This is a genomic window from Rhizobium sp. NZLR8, assembly GCF_019685025.1.
Taxonomy (GTDB): domain Bacteria; phylum Pseudomonadota; class Alphaproteobacteria; order Rhizobiales; family Rhizobiaceae; genus Rhizobium.
This window is the reverse complement of record NZ_JABDVY010000001.1, coordinates 816513-832108: the sequence shown is the minus strand read 5'-3', so window position 1 is coordinate 832108 and position 15596 is coordinate 816513. Positions and strand designations below refer to the sequence as shown.

The following is a 15596-nucleotide window of genomic DNA, read 5'->3' as shown; positions in this document are numbered from 1 at the left end:
GGCCGGCAAGCCCAAGATCGTCGCAACCGTCGCAACTATGCGCAAGCTGCTCACCATCCTCAATGCCATCATCAGGGACGGACGACCATGGCAAAACGCTTGACAAATAAGACAGTCGCTCTCCCCGTCAACGGGGCGACGGGTATGTGCAGCGACCTCTCCGTCCCCACTAACCTCTCGCGGGGCACGTCCCCTCTCCCCGTTTTTCACGGGGGTCCGAAGGACGGGTCGAGACCGTTGGCTCGGCCCTGGTCGGGTTAGGGTGAGGGGCAATCTTGAGGGCAAAACCCGGACAACCATTGCACAAGGCCGAGCAGCACCTGCCTTAACAATCGACCCATCGCCGCTGCGGTCCGACGTCGACATGAACGATACCGTTGCAATAGGTGCCGATGCCGCCAATGCCAGGCGCACTTCTGGCGGCCGCGATGATGATGCGCTCCGAGAGGCCCGGCATTCTGATATCGGCCGCCAGGCATTTTCCGTGCAGGGATCCATGGCGGCTGGGATGCGGCCGGAGGCCGGAGGTGATCATTGGCCGGCGCCCGGTTTTTGCGGCGATATGCGACAGGACCGCCCGAAGACGCTCGGGAAAACAACCGGCACGAACACTGACGGTCTGGACCGTATAGGCGAGGCGTGCATCCTGGCTGGGAAGATGGAGGACCGGTCGTTTGCTGTCTTGACCGACGGCGTTGGTTGCTGATTGTAGGGCGAAAAGGCCTGCCATGGCGAGCAAACTGGCGTTCTGCATGGTCCCTCCGGGCGGTTGACGCGGCGACCATTGGGCCGCTACTGCGCGGTAGAGGATTTTCATTTCAATAAAAGCTTTTCTGTGAAATTTTATACTCAATTATGAGTAATCAGCTTGATCATTTTGGCTTAAAACCGTGGATATCGCCGATCCAAATTGGAATAAACGTCTCAATCGGGAGATATAACATGACGATCCAGTCGCTTTTCCTCGTCACCCTCGTCGTCGACGACTACGACCGCGCCAAGGCTTTCTATTGCGATTGCCTCGGTTTCGACTGCCTGCAGGACGAGACGCAGCTGGAGGGAAAGCGCTGGGTGGTGGTGAAGCCGAAGGGTGGGGCCATGGTTGGAGATGGAGCCGCGTTTCTGCTGGCGCAGGCGGCAGATGCGACGCAGCGCGCGGCGATCGGCAATCAGACCGGCGGCCGTGTCGGCTTCTTTCTGAAGACCGACGATTTTGCCCGCGACCATGCCGCACTGCTTGCGGCCGGCGTGCGCTTTCTGGAAGAGCCGCGACATGAGGTCTACGGCACGGTTGCGGTGTTTGCCGATCCCTACGGCAACAGCTTCGATCTGATCCAGCATGCCGCAGGCTGAACCCCTTGATTGCGGCCGGTTGCCCGTGCATAAGCCGCGGCGTTAGCAACACGGGCGAAAGCCCTGTTGCAAATGCAGCCATCTAAAAGCTGTGGGCCCTCCACCAGCCTATTGAGGACGACATGAGCGAATTCAAGAAACTCGTATTCTCCGGCGTGCAGCCGACCGGCAATCTGCATCTCGGCAATTATCTCGGCGCCATCCGGCGGTTCGTGGCGCTGCAGGACGGCAATGACTGCATCTACTGCGTCGTCGACATGCATGCGCTCACCGCCCAGCTCGTGCATGAGGACATGCCGAGCCAGACGCGCTCGATCGCCGCCGCCTTCATCGCCGCCGGCATCGATCCGGAAAAGCATATCGTCTTCAACCAGTCGGCCGTGCCGCAGCATGCCGAACTTGCCTGGATCTTCAATTGCGTCGCCCGCATCGGCTGGATGAACCGCATGACGCAATTCAAGGACAAGGCCGGCAAGGATCGCGAACAGGCTTCGCTCGGTCTCTACGCCTATCCTAGCCTGATGGCCGCCGACATTCTCGTCTATCGCGCCACCCATGTGCCTGTCGGTGAGGATCAAAAGCAGCATCTGGAGCTTGCCCGCGACATCGCGATGAAGTTCAACCTCGATTATGCCGAGCATATCAGCAGGACCGGTTATGGGGTCGACATCACCGTCGGCAACGAGCCGGTGCATGCCTATTTCCCGATGGTCGAACCGCTGATCGGCGGGCCGGCGCCGCGCGTCATGTCGCTGCGTGACGGCACCAAGAAAATGTCGAAATCCGACCCTTCCGACCTCTCCCGCATCAACCTGATGGACGACGAGGACGCGATCTCGAAGAAGATCCGCAAGGCAAAGACCGATCCGGACGGCCTGCCGAGCGAGATCGACGGGCTGCAGGGCCGCCCGGAAGCCGACAATCTGGTAGCAATCTATGCGGCCCTTGCCGACAAGTCGAAGGCCGACGTGCTTGCCGAATTCGGCGGCCAGCAGTTCTCCGTCTTCAAGCCGGCACTGGTCGATCTCGCCATCCATGTGATGGCGCCGATCACCGGCGAGATGCGCCGGCTGATGGACGACACCAGCCATATCGACGCGATCCTGCGCAAGGGCGGCGAACGCGCCAGGGCCCGCGCCGAGGTGACGATGAGCCAGGTCCGCGACGTCATCGGCTTCCTCTACTGAGGGTGATCTGTTCTTCTCCCCACCCAGGGGCGAAGGGGACCTTCGTCTGGGGAGAAGGGAACATTCTGCCGGGGGGAGAAGAGGAAAAACTGGGCTTGCAAATTTTCCGCTTCGGGTGTCAGAGTCCGCGCCATGGTATCGAAGCGACTCTCACGGCTCGAAGGTCATCGACGCAAATTCATGGCGGTGATCGACGGTACACCCGAATGCCAGCGCGCCGTTCATTATGCCGGCCGGCGCGCTAAGAATTCCAATGGCGGGCTGGTGCTGCTCTATGTCATCCCCGACGGGGATTTTCAGCAATGGCTCGGCGTCGAGGCGATCATGCGGGCGGAAGCCCGTGAAGAGGCCGAAGCGGTCGTTGCCAAGATCGCCCAGATCGTGCGCGAGACGATCGGCATCGAGCCTGAGGTCGTCATCCGTGAGGGCAGTGCGGCCGAACAGATCAACGCCGTGATCGAGGAAGACCGCGATGTGGCGATCCTGGTTCTGGCTGCCGGTTCGGCGAAGGAAGGTCCGGGACCGCTGGTTTCGTCGGTTGCCGGCCGCGCGGCGGCGTTTCCGATCCCGGTAACCGTGTTGCCGGATACGCTAACCAACGAGGAAATCGACGCCCTCTGCTGACAATTTCTTGAGTAAAAATCTCTTGAATGGAACCGGCAATGGGCTTATCTTCTTTTGAAGAATTCTAAAGACGGCGAAGCCATGGGCCAGCCGCATGGAGACCCAGATGTTCATTCAGACCGAAGCCACGCCGAACCCCGCCACGCAGAAGTTCCTGCCGGGCAAGGTGGTGATGGAAAACGGCACGGCCGAGTTCCGCAGCGCCGAGGAGGCTGAGGCTTCGCCGCTCGCCGCCCGCCTGTTCGAAATCCCCGGCGTCACCGGCGTCTATTTCGGCTATGATTTTATTTCCGTCTCCAAGGATGATGCCGAATGGCAGCATCTTAAGCCGGCTATATTAGGCTCGATCATGGAGCATTTCATGTCCGGCAAGCCGGTCATGGGCGATGCCTCCATGCTTTCGGAAGACGTCGATGCCGGCGACGAATTCTTCGACGAGGGCGATGAATCGATCGTGCTGACCATCAAGGAGCTTCTGGAGACCCGCGTGCGCCCCGCCGTTGCCCAAGACGGCGGCGACATCACCTTCCGCGGCTTCAAGGACGGCAAGGTCTATCTGAACATGAAGGGTTCCTGCGCCGGCTGCCCGTCTTCAACGGCAACGCTGAAGCACGGCGTCCAGAACCTGCTGCGCCATTTCGTCCCGGAAGTGCAGGAAGTGATTGCCGCTTAAAAGCTTGGATCCGTCCGGCCGTTCATCTCTCGTTCGGCCAGACGGATTTATGTTCAAGCGACAATAGATTTTTCGGAAATTGATGGCATGATTGTTCTGGCGCTCGACACGGCAGGTGTAGACTGCGCTGCCGCCGTTTACGACAGCGGCAGGAATACGATGCTGGGGGAGGCATCGGACATGATCGGCAAGGGGCATGCTGAACATCTGATCGATATCGTTGATCGCGCACTCGATCAGGCGGGGCTGGCACTTTCTCATATCGACCGGATTGCCGTCACCATCGGCCCCGGCTCGTTTACCGGTATCCGTGTCGGCGTTGCCGCAGCCCGGGGTTTTGCGCTTTCCCTCAATGTGCCGGCCGTCGGCGTCACGACGCTCGAGGTCATGGCATCAGCCCAGCGCGAGAAGACGCCTCATCGCCCCGTGCTGGCAGCGATGGACGCCAAACGGGGCGAAATCTACCTCCAGGCCTTTTCATCAGACGGTTCGTCTCTCGACGCGCCACGGGCGTTAAGCGTTGCAGAGGCGCAGGCTTTTGCTAGAGACTTCGACGGCGAGATCACCGGTTCGGCGACGCCGCTGCTGAAGGCCGGCGCCGGCGGCGATCACAACAACAGTTTCCCGATCTCTGTCGTGGCGCGCCTCGGTGCTGCCGCCTCCCTGGATGCCGGAAAGCCGAAGCCCCTTTATCTGCGCGGACCCGACGCCAAGCCGCAGGCCGGGTATGCAATCGCCCGACGAGTGTGACCATGCTGGAATCCTACCTGACGCTGAAGCCGGAATTCGAAATCATCGCCATGGAGCGCGAGGATTGCCGCGATGTCGCCGTCCTGCATGGGGAGCGCTTTGCCCGACCCTGGGGCGATGGTGAATTTCACGGCCTGCTTATGCAGGACACCGTGTTCGGCTTCGTCGCGCGCCAGACCAATGCCTTTCTGAAAAAGCCGCTTCCCGGCTTCATCCTTGCCCGCCATGTCGCCGGCGAGGCGGAGATCCTGACGATCGCCGTGCAGGCGAAAGTCGCCCGTTCCGGGCTCGGCTGGCGGCTGATGCAGGCGGCGATCCGGGAAGCGCGCGCACGCGGCGGCGAGAGCATGTTCCTCGAGGTCGACAACGGCAATACCGCGGCCCTTGGCCTCTATCGCAAGCTCGGCTTCGAAAAGGTCGGCGAACGCAAGGGTTACTACAAGCAGGACAATGGCGCCCTCTCCACGGCGCTTGTCATGAAGCGCGTTCTTCGGTAGTTGCCTTGCAGCGAGATGACATGCAGGCCGGCGCAAGCACCGCGCGGCGTTGTCGAAACACGGATATTTTACAGGCGGGCCATGTCTGATGTAGCCAAGACCCTTGAGGAGCTTTGCACCGAACGCGGCATGCGCATGACCGAGCAGCGCCGCGTGATCGCGCGCATCCTCGAAGATTCCGAGGATCATCCCGACGTGGAAGAACTCTACCGCCGCTCGGTGAAGGTCGATGCGAAGATTTCGATTTCGACCGTCTATCGCACCGTGAAGCTGTTCGAGGATGCCGGCATTATCGCCCGCCACGATTTCCGCGACGGGCGCTCGCGCTACGAAACGGTGCCGGAAGAGCATCACGACCACCTGATCGACCTGAAGACCGGCACGGTCATCGAATTCCGCTCGCCGGAGATCGAGGCGCTGCAGGAACGCATTGCCCGCGAGCATGGCTTCCGGCTGGTCGACCACCGGCTCGAGCTCTACGGCGTTCCGTTGAAGAAGGAAGATCTCTGAAGCAATGGCCCCCCGGGAGACCAGCATTTGATCGCCTGGCTGCGCATCGGGCTTGCTGCGGTCGTCATCCTCGCCGTCAGCATCGTGCTCATGCCGCTGCAGCTGCTTGCCCTGCGTTTTGACTGGCGGCTGCGCCGCAGGCTTCCGCGCGCCTGGCACCGTATCGTCTGCTATTGTCTCGGCGTCCGCATCCGTGTCACCGGCAGGCTGGAGGAGCGTCGGCCGCTGATGCTCTGTTCCAACCACTCGTCCTGGCTCGACATCATGGTGATGTCGGCGGTTGCCGACGTCGCCTTCATTGCCAAGATCGAGGTGGCCGACTGGCCGATCTTCGGCACGCTCGCCAAGCTGCAGAAGAGCGTCTTCGTCGTGCGCGAGGAGAAGCGCAGGACCGGCCACCAGGCCAACGAGATCGCCGGGCGAATGGCCGACGGCGAGATCGTCGTGCTCTTCCCGGAAGGGACGACTTCCGACGGCAACCGGCTGCTGGAGGTCAAATCCTCGCTGTTCGGCGCTGCTGCGATGGCGGTGCCCGCTTCACCGACGGGAACCGTCGTGGTGCAGCCGGTGGCAATTGCCTACACCAGGGTGCACGGCATCGCCATGGGCCGCTATCATCGGCCGCTGGCCGCCTGGCCGGGGGATATCGAGCTGTTGCCGCATCTGATCGATATCGTGCGATGCGGCGCGATCGACGCCGAGGTTTGCTTCGGCGAGGCGGTGGATTACCGCGCCGACACCAATCGCAAGGAGGTGAGCGGCACGATCGCCTTGCGTATCCGCAACCTGTTGAACAGCTGCCTGCGCGGGCGGGAAATCTCCTGACTCAAGATTTCGATTTTCTCGGACGGCAAAAACCACTAAATAGCGCGCCATGACACAGGACAGCGCCCTTCTCCAGGCCCCGAAGCCGATCGTCGCCGACGGCAGCAACAGCCGCAAGGTCTTCATCAAGACCTATGGCTGCCAGATGAACGTCTACGATTCTATGCGCATGAGCGATGCGCTCGCCCGCGATGGCTATGAGCCGACCGAGGACATGGAAGAGGCGGACCTGGTTCTGCTCAACACCTGCCATATCCGCGAAAAGGCGGCCGAGAAGGTCTATTCGGCGCTCGGGCGGCTGCGCGACATGAAAAAGAGGAAGGCAGCGGACGGAAGGGAGATGATGATCGGCGTTGCCGGCTGCGTCGCCCAGGCCGAAGGCGAGGAGATCCTGCGCCGGGCGCCTGCCGTCGACGTCGTCATCGGCCCGCAGACCTACCACCGCCTGCCGGAGGCGCTGCGCCGGGCCAAAGAGGGCCAGCGCGTCGTCGATACGGAATATGCGATCGAGGACAAGTTCGAGCATCTGCCGATCCCCGAGAGCCGCAAGATCCGCGCCCGCGGCGTCACCGCCTTCCTGACGGTGCAGGAGGGCTGCGACAAGTTCTGCACCTTCTGCGTCGTGCCCTATACGCGGGGCTCGGAAGTGTCGCGGCCGGTTTCTCAGATCGTCGAGGAAGCCGAAAAGCTCGTCGAAGGCGGGGTGCGCGAAATCACCCTGCTCGGGCAGAACGTCAATGCCTGGCACGGCGCCGGGCTGCAGGGCGAGGCATGGAGCCTCGGCGACTTGCTCTACCGCCTTGCCGAGATCCCCGGCCTTGCGCGGCTGCGTTATACCACAAGCCATCCGCGCGACATGGACGACCGGCTGATCAACGCCCATCGCGACCTCGGGGCGCTGATGCCCTATCTGCACCTGCCGGTGCAATCAGGCTCCGACCGTATCCTCAAAGCGATGAACCGGCGCCATACGGCAGCCGAATACCTGACGTTGATTGGGCGCATCCGCGCGGTGCGGCCCGATATTGCGCTGTCGGGCGATTTCATTACCGGCTTTCCGGGGGAGACAGACGCCGATTTTGAGGATACACTCCGGCTTGTGGAGGAGGTCCGTTATGCACAGGCCTTCTCGTTCAAATACTCGACACGGCCGGGCACGCCCGGCGCGGAGCTGAAGGACCAGGTGCCGGAAGAGATCAAGGCAGAACGGCTGGAACGCCTGCAAGCGCTTCTCCTGAAGCAGCAGCAGGAATTTGCCGAATCCTGCATCGGCAAAGAGATTGATCTGTTGCTCGAAAAGCCCGGTCGCATGCCGGAACAGCTAATCGGCCGTTCTCCCTGGCTTCAATCAGTGAATGTTGATGCAAAAGCATCGCAAATCGGTGACATTATTAAAGTGCGAATCACCGGAACCGGAACCAACAGCCTGTTTGCCGAACGCGCAGAGGCTGCGGTTTAACCCAAGGAGCCTGACCGCTTGAACGGACAAGAATTGGTTTCTTCTTCACCGCGCCACCCCCCCCGCACGCCAAGCGACTCCAATCACTTTGTCCTGACGTTCGAGAACAATCGCTTCGCCAGCGAACTCTTCGGTCAATTCGACCAGAACCTCAAGCTACTCGAGGAACGGCTCAACATCGATGCTCGGGCGCGCGGCAATTCGGTCGTTATCACCGGCGATGTCGTGACCACCAACCAGGCGCGGCGCACGCTCGACTATCTCTACGAAAAACTTCAGAAAGGCGGCAGCGTGGAACGATCCGACGTCGAGGGCGCAATCCGCATGGCGGTCGCCGCCGACGATCAGCTCAGCCTTCCCACAATGGAGCGCAAGGCCAAGTTGACGATGGCACAGGTTTCCACCCGCAAGAAGACGATCATCGCCCGCACGCCGACGCAGGACGCCTATATCAGGGCGCTGGAACGCGCCGAAATGGTCTTCGGCGTCGGCCCGGCCGGCACCGGCAAGACCTATCTCGCCGTCGCCCATGCCGCCCAGTTGCTGGAGCGCGGCGCCGTCGAAAAAATTATCCTGTCGCGCCCTGCCGTCGAAGCGGGCGAGCGCCTCGGCTTCCTGCCCGGCGACATGAAGGAAAAGGTCGACCCCTATCTTCGCCCGCTCTATGACGCACTCTACGACATGATCCCCGCCGACAAGGTCGATCGGGCGATCACCGCCGGCGTCATCGAAATCGCGCCGCTCGCCTTCATGCGCGGCCGCACCCTTGCCAACGCCGCCATCATCCTCGACGAGGCGCAGAACACGACATCGATGCAGATGAAGATGTTCCTGACGCGTCTCGGCGAAAATGCCCGGATGATCATCACCGGCGACCCGAGCCAGATCGACCTGCCGCGCGGCGTCAAATCCGGTCTCGTCGAGGCGCTGCAGCTACTGAACGGCGTCGAGGGCATCTCGATCGTGCGCTTCAAGGATACCGACGTCGTCCGCCATCCGCTGGTCGGGCGCATCGTCAGGGCCTATGATTCGACCTATGCCGTCGAAACCGAAGCAGTCAGCCGGCAGGACTGATGGCCGAACTCGACATCCAGATCAGCGTCGAGGACATCGGCTGGCCGGGCGAGGAGACGCTGCTGTCGTTTTGCGAACGCGTGCTCGGCGCAGCCGTGGTCTATCTCCGCGACAGCGAGAAGCAACCGTTCCCGACGATGCCGCCCGAGGTTTCGCTTGTTTTCACCGACGACGCCTCGATCCAGGACATCAACGCCGAATGGCGCGGCAAGGACAAGGCGACCAATGTGCTGTCCTTTCCGGCCTTTCCGGTTCAGCCCGGCAAGATGCCCGGTCCGATGCTCGGCGACATCATCGTCGCTCGGGAGACGGTGGAGCGGGAAGCCGGCGAGCTCGAAAAGAGTTTCGACGACCACCTGACCCACCTTCTGGTGCACGGTTTCTTGCATCTTCTCGGCTACGACCATATGAATAGTGCCGAAGCCGAAATTATGGAGGGGCTGGAGACTCGCATTTTGGCGCAGCTCGGCCTATCTGATCCCTACGAGGGTCAAGACCTTAAAATGGAACCATGAGCGACTTTACGACGAAGCCGGCGGCAGACGCCAAGGACTCCGAGCCATCCTCCTCTTCGGACGAGGCAGGCAGTAGTCGGCCATCCGGCCGATCCCAATCCTTCTGGTCGCGCGCCGCGCGCATCCTCCGTCCGCAGCAGGGCTCGCTGCGTGAGGATCTTGCCGACGCGCTGATGACCGATGCGCACGGCGACGATGCCTTTTCGCCCGACGAACGGGCAATGCTGCACAACATCCTGCGCTTTCGTGAGGTGCGCGTCGCCGACGTGATGGTGCCGCGCGCCGATATCGAGGCGGTCGATCAGAACATCACCATCGGCGAACTGATGATCCTGTTTGAGGAATCCGGCCGCTCGCGCATGCCCGTCTATGCCGATACGCTCGACGATCCGCGCGGCATGGTGCATATCCGCGACCTGCTCTCTTATGTCGCCAAGCAGGCGCGCAACAAGCGCCGCGGCCCGACGAAACCGGCCGCTAGCCTGCCGGCGCTGCCGGCGATCGAGGTTGCGCCCGAAAACATCCAGAAGACCACGCGTCTGGCCAAGCCCAATTTGGACCTCGCCCGCGTCGACTTGCAGAAGACGCTGACGGAAGCCGGCATCATCCGCAAGATCCTGTTCGTGCCGCCGTCGATGCTGGCATCCGACCTGTTGCGCCGCATGCAGGTGAACCGCACGCAGATGGCGCTCGTCATCGACGAATATGGCGGCACCGACGGGCTCGCCTCGCATGAGGACATCGTCGAAATGGTGGTCGGCGACATCGACGACGAACATGACGACGAAGAGGTGATGTTCAAGCGGGTCGCCGAAGACGTCTTCATCGCCGACGCCCGCGTCGAACTGGAAGAGATCGCCGCAGCGATCGGGCCGGATTTCGACATCAGCGAGCAGGTCGACGAGGTCGATACGCTGGGCGGCCTGATCTTCTCCGCGCTCGGCCGCATCCCGGTGCGCGGCGAGGTCGTCCAGGCGCTGCCCGGCTTCGAATTCCACATCCTCGACGCCGATCCGCGCCGCATCAAGCGGCTGCGCATCACCCGCAAGCGCCACGCGATCCGCCGCCGCGCCAAAGTCGATGGCGACATCGCGCCCGGCTCCGACGTCGGCGACGACCGGTCGGCGGAATCGACCGCCAACTAAAGCGCGTAGCATTCAGTTTGATTGCTGTGACGCGCTTCAGCTGTTTTTTATGCATGTCGCTATCCCGGAACCGCTGCACACTTCCGGGCGATCTGTTCTCAATTAAAGAGTTAGAGCATGATGTCGTCCGAAAACCGCTCACACTTTTCGGCATCATGCTCTAGCAGGACAAAGAGCCGCTTTTTTGAAAGACTGCGAATGGGTTGATTCGCGGTTTGATGGGAGTGCGCATGGAGCGGCTTGCGGACAGGGTTATCCTCGTCTGGGGGTTCAAACGGTCGCTGCTGGCCATCGCCGCCGGAGCATTCGCCGTGCTGGCGCTGCCGCCTTTCGGCTTTTTTGCGGCAATGTTCCTCTCCTTCACCCTGCTCGTCTGGCTGATCGACGGGGCGGCGGCGGCGCCTGAAAGCGGCCTGGTCGGCAGACTGTGGCCGGCCTTTGCCACCGGCTGGCTGTTCGGCTTCGGTTATTTCGTCGCTGGTCTCTGGTGGCTCGGCCATGCGCTGCTGGTCGATCAGGAGGAGTTCGCCTGGGCGTTGCCCTTGGCAATTCTCGGGTTGCCGGCCTGTCTTTCGATTTTCTACGGGCTGGCAGCCGCCATTGCCCGCATCTTCTGGTCTGATGGGATGGGACGGATCGCCGCACTTGCGGCCGGCTTCGGGCTGATGGAATGGCTTCGAAGCGTCATCCTGACCGGCTTTCCCTGGAACGCCATCGGCTACGGCATGATGCCCGTTCCGCTGATGATGCAGTCGGCGCATGTGATCGGGGTGATGGGGGTGACGGCACTTGCCGTCTTCATTTTTTCCGCGCCTGCCCTTGCCGGCACGCGGCAAGGCGCGCGCGGCGGCATCGCGCTCGCCGCCCTGCTGTTTGCCGCCCATCTCGGTTATGGCGCTTATGCCCTCTATCTCGCACCGCGGCCCGACGCCTTGCCCGAGGACAAGCGGCCGGTGGTGCGGTTGGTGCAACCTGCCATCGATCAGGCGGAGAAGATGGACAACGACGCCGACCGCAATGCGATCTTCGAGACCCATCTGAAGCTGTCGGCCGAAGCGCCGAAGAATGGCGGACGGAAGCCCGATATCATCGTCTGGCCGGAAACCTCGATCCCTTTCATCCTCACCGACAACCAGGATGCGCTGATGCGGATCGCCGATACGCTCGACGACAACCAGATCCTGATCGCCGGCGCCGTCCGCGCCGAGGAAATGGGACCGGGCACGCCGACACGCTACTATAATTCCATCTATGTCATCGACGGCCGCGGTCAGATCATCGCTGCCTCCGACAAGGTGCATCTGGTGCCTTTCGGCGAATACCTGCCCTTCGAGGACCTGCTCACCGAATTTGGCATCCAGAACGTCGTCGAGATGCCGGGCGGGTTTTCGGCGGCTGCCAGCCGCCACCTGCTGGCGCTGCCCGGCGGGCTCAATCTCTATCCGCTGATCTGCTACGAGATCATTTTCCCCGATGAAATGACCGGCGACATCAAAGACGCCAATGCGATCCTCAACATCACCAATGATGCCTGGTTCGGTGCGACACCCGGCCCCTATCAGCACTTCCAGCAGGCGCGAGTGCGGGCGGTCGAAACCGGGCTGCCGCTGATTCGCGACGCCAATAGCGGCATTTCAGCAATTGTGAATGCACATGGGGAAATAATTGCGGGCCTCGGTCTCGAGGAAATCGGCTTTATTGATGCAACTCTTGATAGGTTCGGCGGAGAGGCTGGAACGACATTCCCCCTGCAAACACACTTCTGGTTGACCGAGGCGCTGCTCATTTTGATTGCGCTGGTTTCTCGTAGAGGTTTTATTTCCGGGCTGAATTGACCAAAAACCCCTAAAATTGCATAGTGATGACAATCGGCGTTCTGAATGGATGTGCAAAGGTGGTTCTCACCGCTTGCAACGTGGCGTTTGGGATGGATCAGGGGCATGCCGGTTAGAAACAGGTTGAAATTCTTAGCTAGGGCACGACCATGATTGAAAACAAAAAGAAGCCTAATCCGATCGACATCCACGTTGGCAGCCGTATTCGCCTTCGCCGAACAATGCTGGGCATGAGCCAGGAAAAACTCGGGGAAAGCCTCGGCATTACCTTTCAGCAGATCCAGAAATACGAAAAGGGCACCAACCGCGTCGGCGCAAGCCGTCTGCAGAATATCTCGAACATCCTCAATGTCCCGGTTTCCTTTTTCTTCGAGGACGCGCCCGGCGAAAATTCCGGCGCCGGCGGGATGGAAACTTCCAGCTCGAATTACGTCGTCGATTTCCTCTCTTCCTCGGAAGGCCTGCAGCTCAACCGCGCCTTCGTCAAGATTTCCGATCCCAAGGTTCGCCGCAAGGTCGTGGAGCTGGTGAAGGCATTGGCCGCTGAGGCCGACTCCGACTGAGCCAGCTCCATCGCAGAATTCGAAAGGCGGCCGAAAGGCCGCTTTTTTGCGTTTTTGGGGCAAAATTTGTCACTTTGCCGCAGATATAAAGATATATTTATGTCCTTCTGCGCTTGTCATCGGGTCTCGAACTGAGTACCTACTAGCGAGCTTTTGTTCTTTGAGGGGAATCCCGGAATGCGCGCGAATTATCTCTTTACCAGCGAATCTGTTGCCGAAGGTCATCCGGACAAGGTTTGTGACCGCATCTCCGACGAGATCGTCGATCTGGTCTACCGCGAAGCGGCCAAGACCGGCGTCAATCCGTGGGGCGTTCGCATTGCCTGCGAAACGCTGGCGACGACCAACCGCGTCGTCATCGCCGGTGAAGTCCGCCTGCCGCCGAGCCTGATGAAGAAGGACAAGCATGGCAAGGACGTCATCAATCCTTCGAAGTTCAAGGCCGCCGCCCGCCGCGCCATCAAGGATATCGGCTACGAGCAGGACGGCTTCCACTGGAAGAAGGCAAAGATCGACGTGCTGCTGCACTCGCAGTCGGCCGACATCGCGCAGGGCGTCGACAGCGCCGCCGACCAGCAGGGCGACGAGGGCGCCGGCGACCAGGGCATCATGTTCGGTTACGCCTGCCGCGAAACGCCGGACCTGATGCCGGCGCCGATCTATTATTCCCACAAGATCCTGCAGCTGCTGGCAACTGCCCGCAAGAAGGGCGACGGCGAAGTCGCCAAGCTCGGTCCCGACGCCAAGAGCCAGGTGACCGTGCGCTACGTCGACGGCAAGCCGTCGGAAGCAACCTCGATCGTGCTTTCGACCCAGCATCTCGACGAAAGCTGGGATTCGAACAAGGTCCGCGCCGTCGTCGAGCCCTATATCCGCGAAGCGCTCGGCGAACTGAAGATCGCTGACGATTGCAATTGGTACATCAACCCGACCGGCAAGTTCGTCATCGGCGGGCCGGACGGCGATGCGGGCCTCACCGGCCGCAAGATCATCGTCGACACCTACGGCGGTGCGGCTCCGCATGGCGGCGGTGCGTTCTCCGGCAAGGACACGACGAAGGTCGACCGTTCGGCTGCCTATGCCGCCCGCTACCTCGCCAAGAACGTCGTCGCCGCCGGCCTTGCCGACCGCTGCACGATCCAGATCTCCTACGCGATCGGCGTCGCCCAGCCGCTGTCGATCTATGTCGACCTGCACGGCACCGGCAAGTTCAGCGAAGATCAGGTCGAAGCGGCGATCCGCAAGAACATGGACCTGTCTCCCTCCGGCATCCGCCGCCATCTCGACCTCAACAAGCCGATCTATGCGAAGACCTCTGCCTACGGCCATTTCGGCCGCAAGGCCGGCCGCGACGGCTCGTTCTCCTGGGAGCGCACCGACCTCGTGAAGGCGCTCAAGGAAAGCGTGAAGGCCTGAGATAAAGCATGACGGATATGGAACGCCGCGGCCGGGCGACGGAAGCCTTCTTCGGTCGCCGCAAGGGCAAGGCCCTGCGCGAACAGCAGGCCGAGACGCTGAACAGTCTGCTGCCGGCATTCCTTATCGATCTTTCAGCGGCTCCACTGGGGCCGCTGACTTCCCTCTTCCCGGCTCCGGTCGAGAGATTGCGGCTGGAAATCGGTTTCGGCGGCGGCGAACACCTGATCCACCGCGCCCTCGAGACACCTTCGACCGGCTTCATCGGCGTCGAGCCCTTCGTCAATTCCATGCAGAAGCTGTTGTCGCGCATCGGCGAAACCGGTGCGCGCAATATTCGCGTCTATAATGACGACGCGACGCAGCTGCTCGACTGGCTGCCGGCCGCTTCGCTCGATCAGATCGATCTGCTCTATCCCGACCCCTGGCCGAAGCGGAAGCACTGGAAACGCCGCTTCGTCTCGAAGACCAATCTCGACCGCTTTCATCGCGTGCTGAAGCCCGGCGGCCTGTTCTGCTTTGCCTCCGACATCGACACCTATGTGAACTGGACGCTGATCAAATGCCGCGACCATGGCGGCTTCGACTGGATGGCCGACAATGCTGCGGATTGGCTGACACCCTACGAGGGCTGGCCGAGCACGCGCTACGAGGCCAAGGCACGGCGCGAGGGCCGCTCTTCGGCCTATCTGACATTCGGGAAGATCTGAGGGCCAACAAGATCTAACGACAGGTCGCAGCAGAGATCTGCCGGCCTTTCCACCTCATCGAATACGGAAAAAACGTCTAACGAGGCACCGCGCCCATGTCGCGGCATCCGCCGCGAGCGCATCCAAATCGAATAGCATGAGCATGCACCGCAAGAGCGGTGAAACGCGACAGACTGCATTCGACGGTCAGTGCAGGCTGACCGTCTTCAGTTCGTCCTCGGCAGCCTTGAAGAAGGTGCTGGAGCGATTGTCCGTCAGAAGGATGGGCGTGCCGTCGGCGCCGAAGAGCGCCCAGAGGTCGACGTTCGGATCGATATCCGGCGCCTCGGGAAAGCACTTGGCGACCTCATCGGTACGCATTTTTCTGATATAGGCGACCTCGCCGCTGCCGATGTGGGCAAGCTCGGATTTGGTCAAGTGAGACGTGGCTTCTTTCATCAACATTCCTGTTCCTCCGGAA

General features: G+C 61.4%; 18 protein-coding genes and 1 pseudogene. 17 read left to right on the top strand and 2 right to left on the bottom strand.

Going from position 1 to position 15596, the window contains the following annotated elements; genetic code table 11:
- Positions 1–103 (top strand): annotated as a pseudogene (locus tag HJB89_RS04065) (IS110 family transposase); the annotation flags it as partial.
- Positions 104–325: 222 nt separating this feature from the next.
- Here the strand turns inward: HJB89_RS04065 and HJB89_RS04060 are convergent.
- On the bottom strand, positions 326–754 hold the full coding sequence (locus HJB89_RS04060; protein ID WP_207582650.1) for a D-Ala-D-Ala carboxypeptidase family metallohydrolase: 429 nt from the start codon (positions 752–754) through the stop codon (positions 326–328).
- Between the two features lie 188 nt (positions 755–942).
- Here HJB89_RS04060 and HJB89_RS04055 point away from each other — a divergent pair, with 188 nt between their 5' ends.
- The 16 genes from HJB89_RS04055 to HJB89_RS03980 all read left to right on the top strand — a co-directional run bounded on the left by HJB89_RS04055 (position 943) and on the right by HJB89_RS03980 (position 15136).
- Complete coding sequence (locus HJB89_RS04055; protein ID WP_207582649.1) at positions 943–1353, top strand: VOC family protein; 411 nt, start codon at positions 943–945, stop codon at positions 1351–1353.
- 122 nt (positions 1354–1475) lie between these two features.
- Positions 1476–2540, top strand: a complete 1065-nt coding sequence (gene trpS, locus HJB89_RS04050) for a tryptophan--tRNA ligase (RefSeq protein ID WP_207582648.1) — start codon at positions 1476–1478, stop codon at positions 2538–2540.
- 132 nt (positions 2541–2672) lie between these two features.
- The gene (locus HJB89_RS04045; RefSeq protein WP_164006283.1) at positions 2673–3164 is read left to right on the top strand and encodes a universal stress protein; all 492 of its coding nucleotides are present in this window, start codon (positions 2673–2675) and stop codon (positions 3162–3164) included.
- Between the two features lie 106 nt (positions 3165–3270).
- The gene (locus HJB89_RS04040; protein WP_207582647.1) at positions 3271–3837 is read left to right on the top strand and encodes a NifU family protein; all 567 of its coding nucleotides are present in this window, start codon (positions 3271–3273) and stop codon (positions 3835–3837) included.
- Between the two features lie 87 nt (positions 3838–3924).
- Positions 3925–4587, top strand: a complete 663-nt coding sequence (gene tsaB / locus HJB89_RS04035) for a tRNA (adenosine(37)-N6)-threonylcarbamoyltransferase complex dimerization subunit type 1 TsaB (protein ID WP_221149006.1) — start codon at positions 3925–3927, stop codon at positions 4585–4587.
- 2 nt (positions 4588–4589) lie between these two features.
- Positions 4590–5084: an N-acetyltransferase gene (locus HJB89_RS04030; RefSeq protein ID WP_207582645.1), complete on the top strand. Its 495-nt coding sequence runs from the start codon at positions 4590–4592 to the stop codon at positions 5082–5084.
- An 81-nt stretch (positions 5085–5165) separates the two neighbouring features.
- A complete protein-coding gene (locus tag HJB89_RS04025; protein WP_007633774.1) occupies positions 5166–5594 on the top strand; it encodes a Fur family transcriptional regulator in 429 nt (142 codons plus the stop codon).
- 27 nt (positions 5595–5621) lie between these two features.
- Positions 5622–6419, top strand: a complete 798-nt coding sequence (locus HJB89_RS04020) for a 1-acyl-sn-glycerol-3-phosphate acyltransferase (RefSeq protein WP_207582644.1) — start codon at positions 5622–5624, stop codon at positions 6417–6419.
- 49 nt (positions 6420–6468) lie between these two features.
- Positions 6469–7878 (top strand): tRNA (N6-isopentenyl adenosine(37)-C2)-methylthiotransferase MiaB, encoded by a 1410-nt coding sequence (gene miaB / locus HJB89_RS04015; RefSeq protein ID WP_207582643.1) that lies wholly within the window; start codon positions 6469–6471, stop codon positions 7876–7878.
- A gap of 18 nt (positions 7879–7896) precedes the next feature.
- Positions 7897–8952 (top strand): PhoH family protein, encoded by a 1056-nt coding sequence (locus tag HJB89_RS04010; protein ID WP_221116718.1) that lies wholly within the window; start codon positions 7897–7899, stop codon positions 8950–8952.
- A complete protein-coding gene (ybeY, locus tag HJB89_RS04005) occupies positions 8952–9467 on the top strand; it encodes an rRNA maturation RNase YbeY (RefSeq protein WP_207582642.1) in 516 nt (171 codons plus the stop codon). The genes HJB89_RS04010 and ybeY overlap by 1 nt, the downstream gene beginning before the upstream one ends.
- Positions 9464–10612 carry a hemolysin family protein gene (locus HJB89_RS04000; protein ID WP_207582641.1) on the top strand — a complete coding sequence of 383 codons (1149 nt, stop codon included), beginning with the start codon at positions 9464–9466 and terminating at the stop codon, positions 10610–10612. Before ybeY ends, HJB89_RS04000 begins: the two co-directional genes overlap by 4 nt.
- 230 nt (positions 10613–10842) lie before the next feature.
- The gene (lnt, locus tag HJB89_RS03995) at positions 10843–12447 is read left to right on the top strand and encodes an apolipoprotein N-acyltransferase (protein ID WP_221148986.1); all 1605 of its coding nucleotides are present in this window, start codon (positions 10843–10845) and stop codon (positions 12445–12447) included.
- 149 nt (positions 12448–12596) lie between these two features.
- Complete coding sequence (locus HJB89_RS03990) at positions 12597–13010, top strand: helix-turn-helix domain-containing protein (protein ID WP_207582639.1); 414 nt, start codon at positions 12597–12599, stop codon at positions 13008–13010.
- 177 nt (positions 13011–13187) lie between these two features.
- Positions 13188–14426 (top strand): methionine adenosyltransferase, encoded by a 1239-nt coding sequence (metK, locus tag HJB89_RS03985; protein ID WP_207582638.1) that lies wholly within the window; start codon positions 13188–13190, stop codon positions 14424–14426.
- Positions 14427–14434: 8 nt separating this feature from the next.
- On the top strand, positions 14435–15136 hold the full coding sequence (locus HJB89_RS03980) for a tRNA (guanosine(46)-N(7))-methyltransferase TrmB (protein ID WP_207582637.1): 702 nt from the start codon (positions 14435–14437) through the stop codon (positions 15134–15136).
- Positions 15137–15322: 186 nt separating this feature from the next.
- Here HJB89_RS03980 and HJB89_RS03975 read toward each other — a convergent pair whose 3' ends face one another.
- Positions 15323–15580, bottom strand: coding sequence for a DUF1150 family protein (locus HJB89_RS03975; protein ID WP_164006271.1), 258 nt, complete (start codon positions 15578–15580; stop codon positions 15323–15325).
- Positions 15581–15596: the final 16 nt, after the last annotated feature.

Excerpts from the sequence above, each read along its gene's own strand:
- HJB89_RS04060 (WP_207582650.1), bottom strand. The coding sequence starts at position 754 with ATGCAGAACGCCAGTTTGCTCGCCATGGCAGGCCTTTTCGCCCTACAA.
- HJB89_RS04055 (WP_207582649.1), top strand. The coding sequence starts at position 943 with ATGACGATCCAGTCGCTTTTCCTCGTCACCCTCGTCGTCGACGACTAC.
- trpS (WP_207582648.1), top strand. The coding sequence starts at position 1,476 with ATGAGCGAATTCAAGAAACTCGTATTCTCCGGCGTGCAGCCGACCGGC.
- HJB89_RS04045 (WP_164006283.1), top strand. The coding sequence starts at position 2,673 with ATGGTATCGAAGCGACTCTCACGGCTCGAAGGTCATCGACGCAAATTC.
- HJB89_RS04040 (WP_207582647.1), top strand. The coding sequence starts at position 3,271 with ATGTTCATTCAGACCGAAGCCACGCCGAACCCCGCCACGCAGAAGTTC.
- tsaB (WP_221149006.1), top strand. The coding sequence starts at position 3,925 with ATGATTGTTCTGGCGCTCGACACGGCAGGTGTAGACTGCGCTGCCGCC.
- HJB89_RS04030 (WP_207582645.1), top strand. The coding sequence starts at position 4,590 with ATGCTGGAATCCTACCTGACGCTGAAGCCGGAATTCGAAATCATCGCC.
- HJB89_RS04025 (WP_007633774.1), top strand. The coding sequence starts at position 5,166 with ATGTCTGATGTAGCCAAGACCCTTGAGGAGCTTTGCACCGAACGCGGC.
- miaB (WP_207582643.1), top strand. The coding sequence starts at position 6,469 with ATGACACAGGACAGCGCCCTTCTCCAGGCCCCGAAGCCGATCGTCGCC.
- ybeY (WP_207582642.1), top strand. The coding sequence starts at position 8,952 with ATGGCCGAACTCGACATCCAGATCAGCGTCGAGGACATCGGCTGGCCG.
- HJB89_RS04000 (WP_207582641.1), top strand. The coding sequence starts at position 9,464 with ATGAGCGACTTTACGACGAAGCCGGCGGCAGACGCCAAGGACTCCGAG.
- lnt (WP_221148986.1), top strand. The coding sequence starts at position 10,843 with ATGGAGCGGCTTGCGGACAGGGTTATCCTCGTCTGGGGGTTCAAACGG.
- HJB89_RS03990 (WP_207582639.1), top strand. The coding sequence starts at position 12,597 with ATGATTGAAAACAAAAAGAAGCCTAATCCGATCGACATCCACGTTGGC.
- metK (WP_207582638.1), top strand. The coding sequence starts at position 13,188 with ATGCGCGCGAATTATCTCTTTACCAGCGAATCTGTTGCCGAAGGTCAT.
- HJB89_RS03980 (WP_207582637.1), top strand. The coding sequence starts at position 14,435 with ATGACGGATATGGAACGCCGCGGCCGGGCGACGGAAGCCTTCTTCGGT.
- HJB89_RS03975 (WP_164006271.1), bottom strand. The coding sequence starts at position 15,580 with ATGTTGATGAAAGAAGCCACGTCTCACTTGACCAAATCCGAGCTTGCC.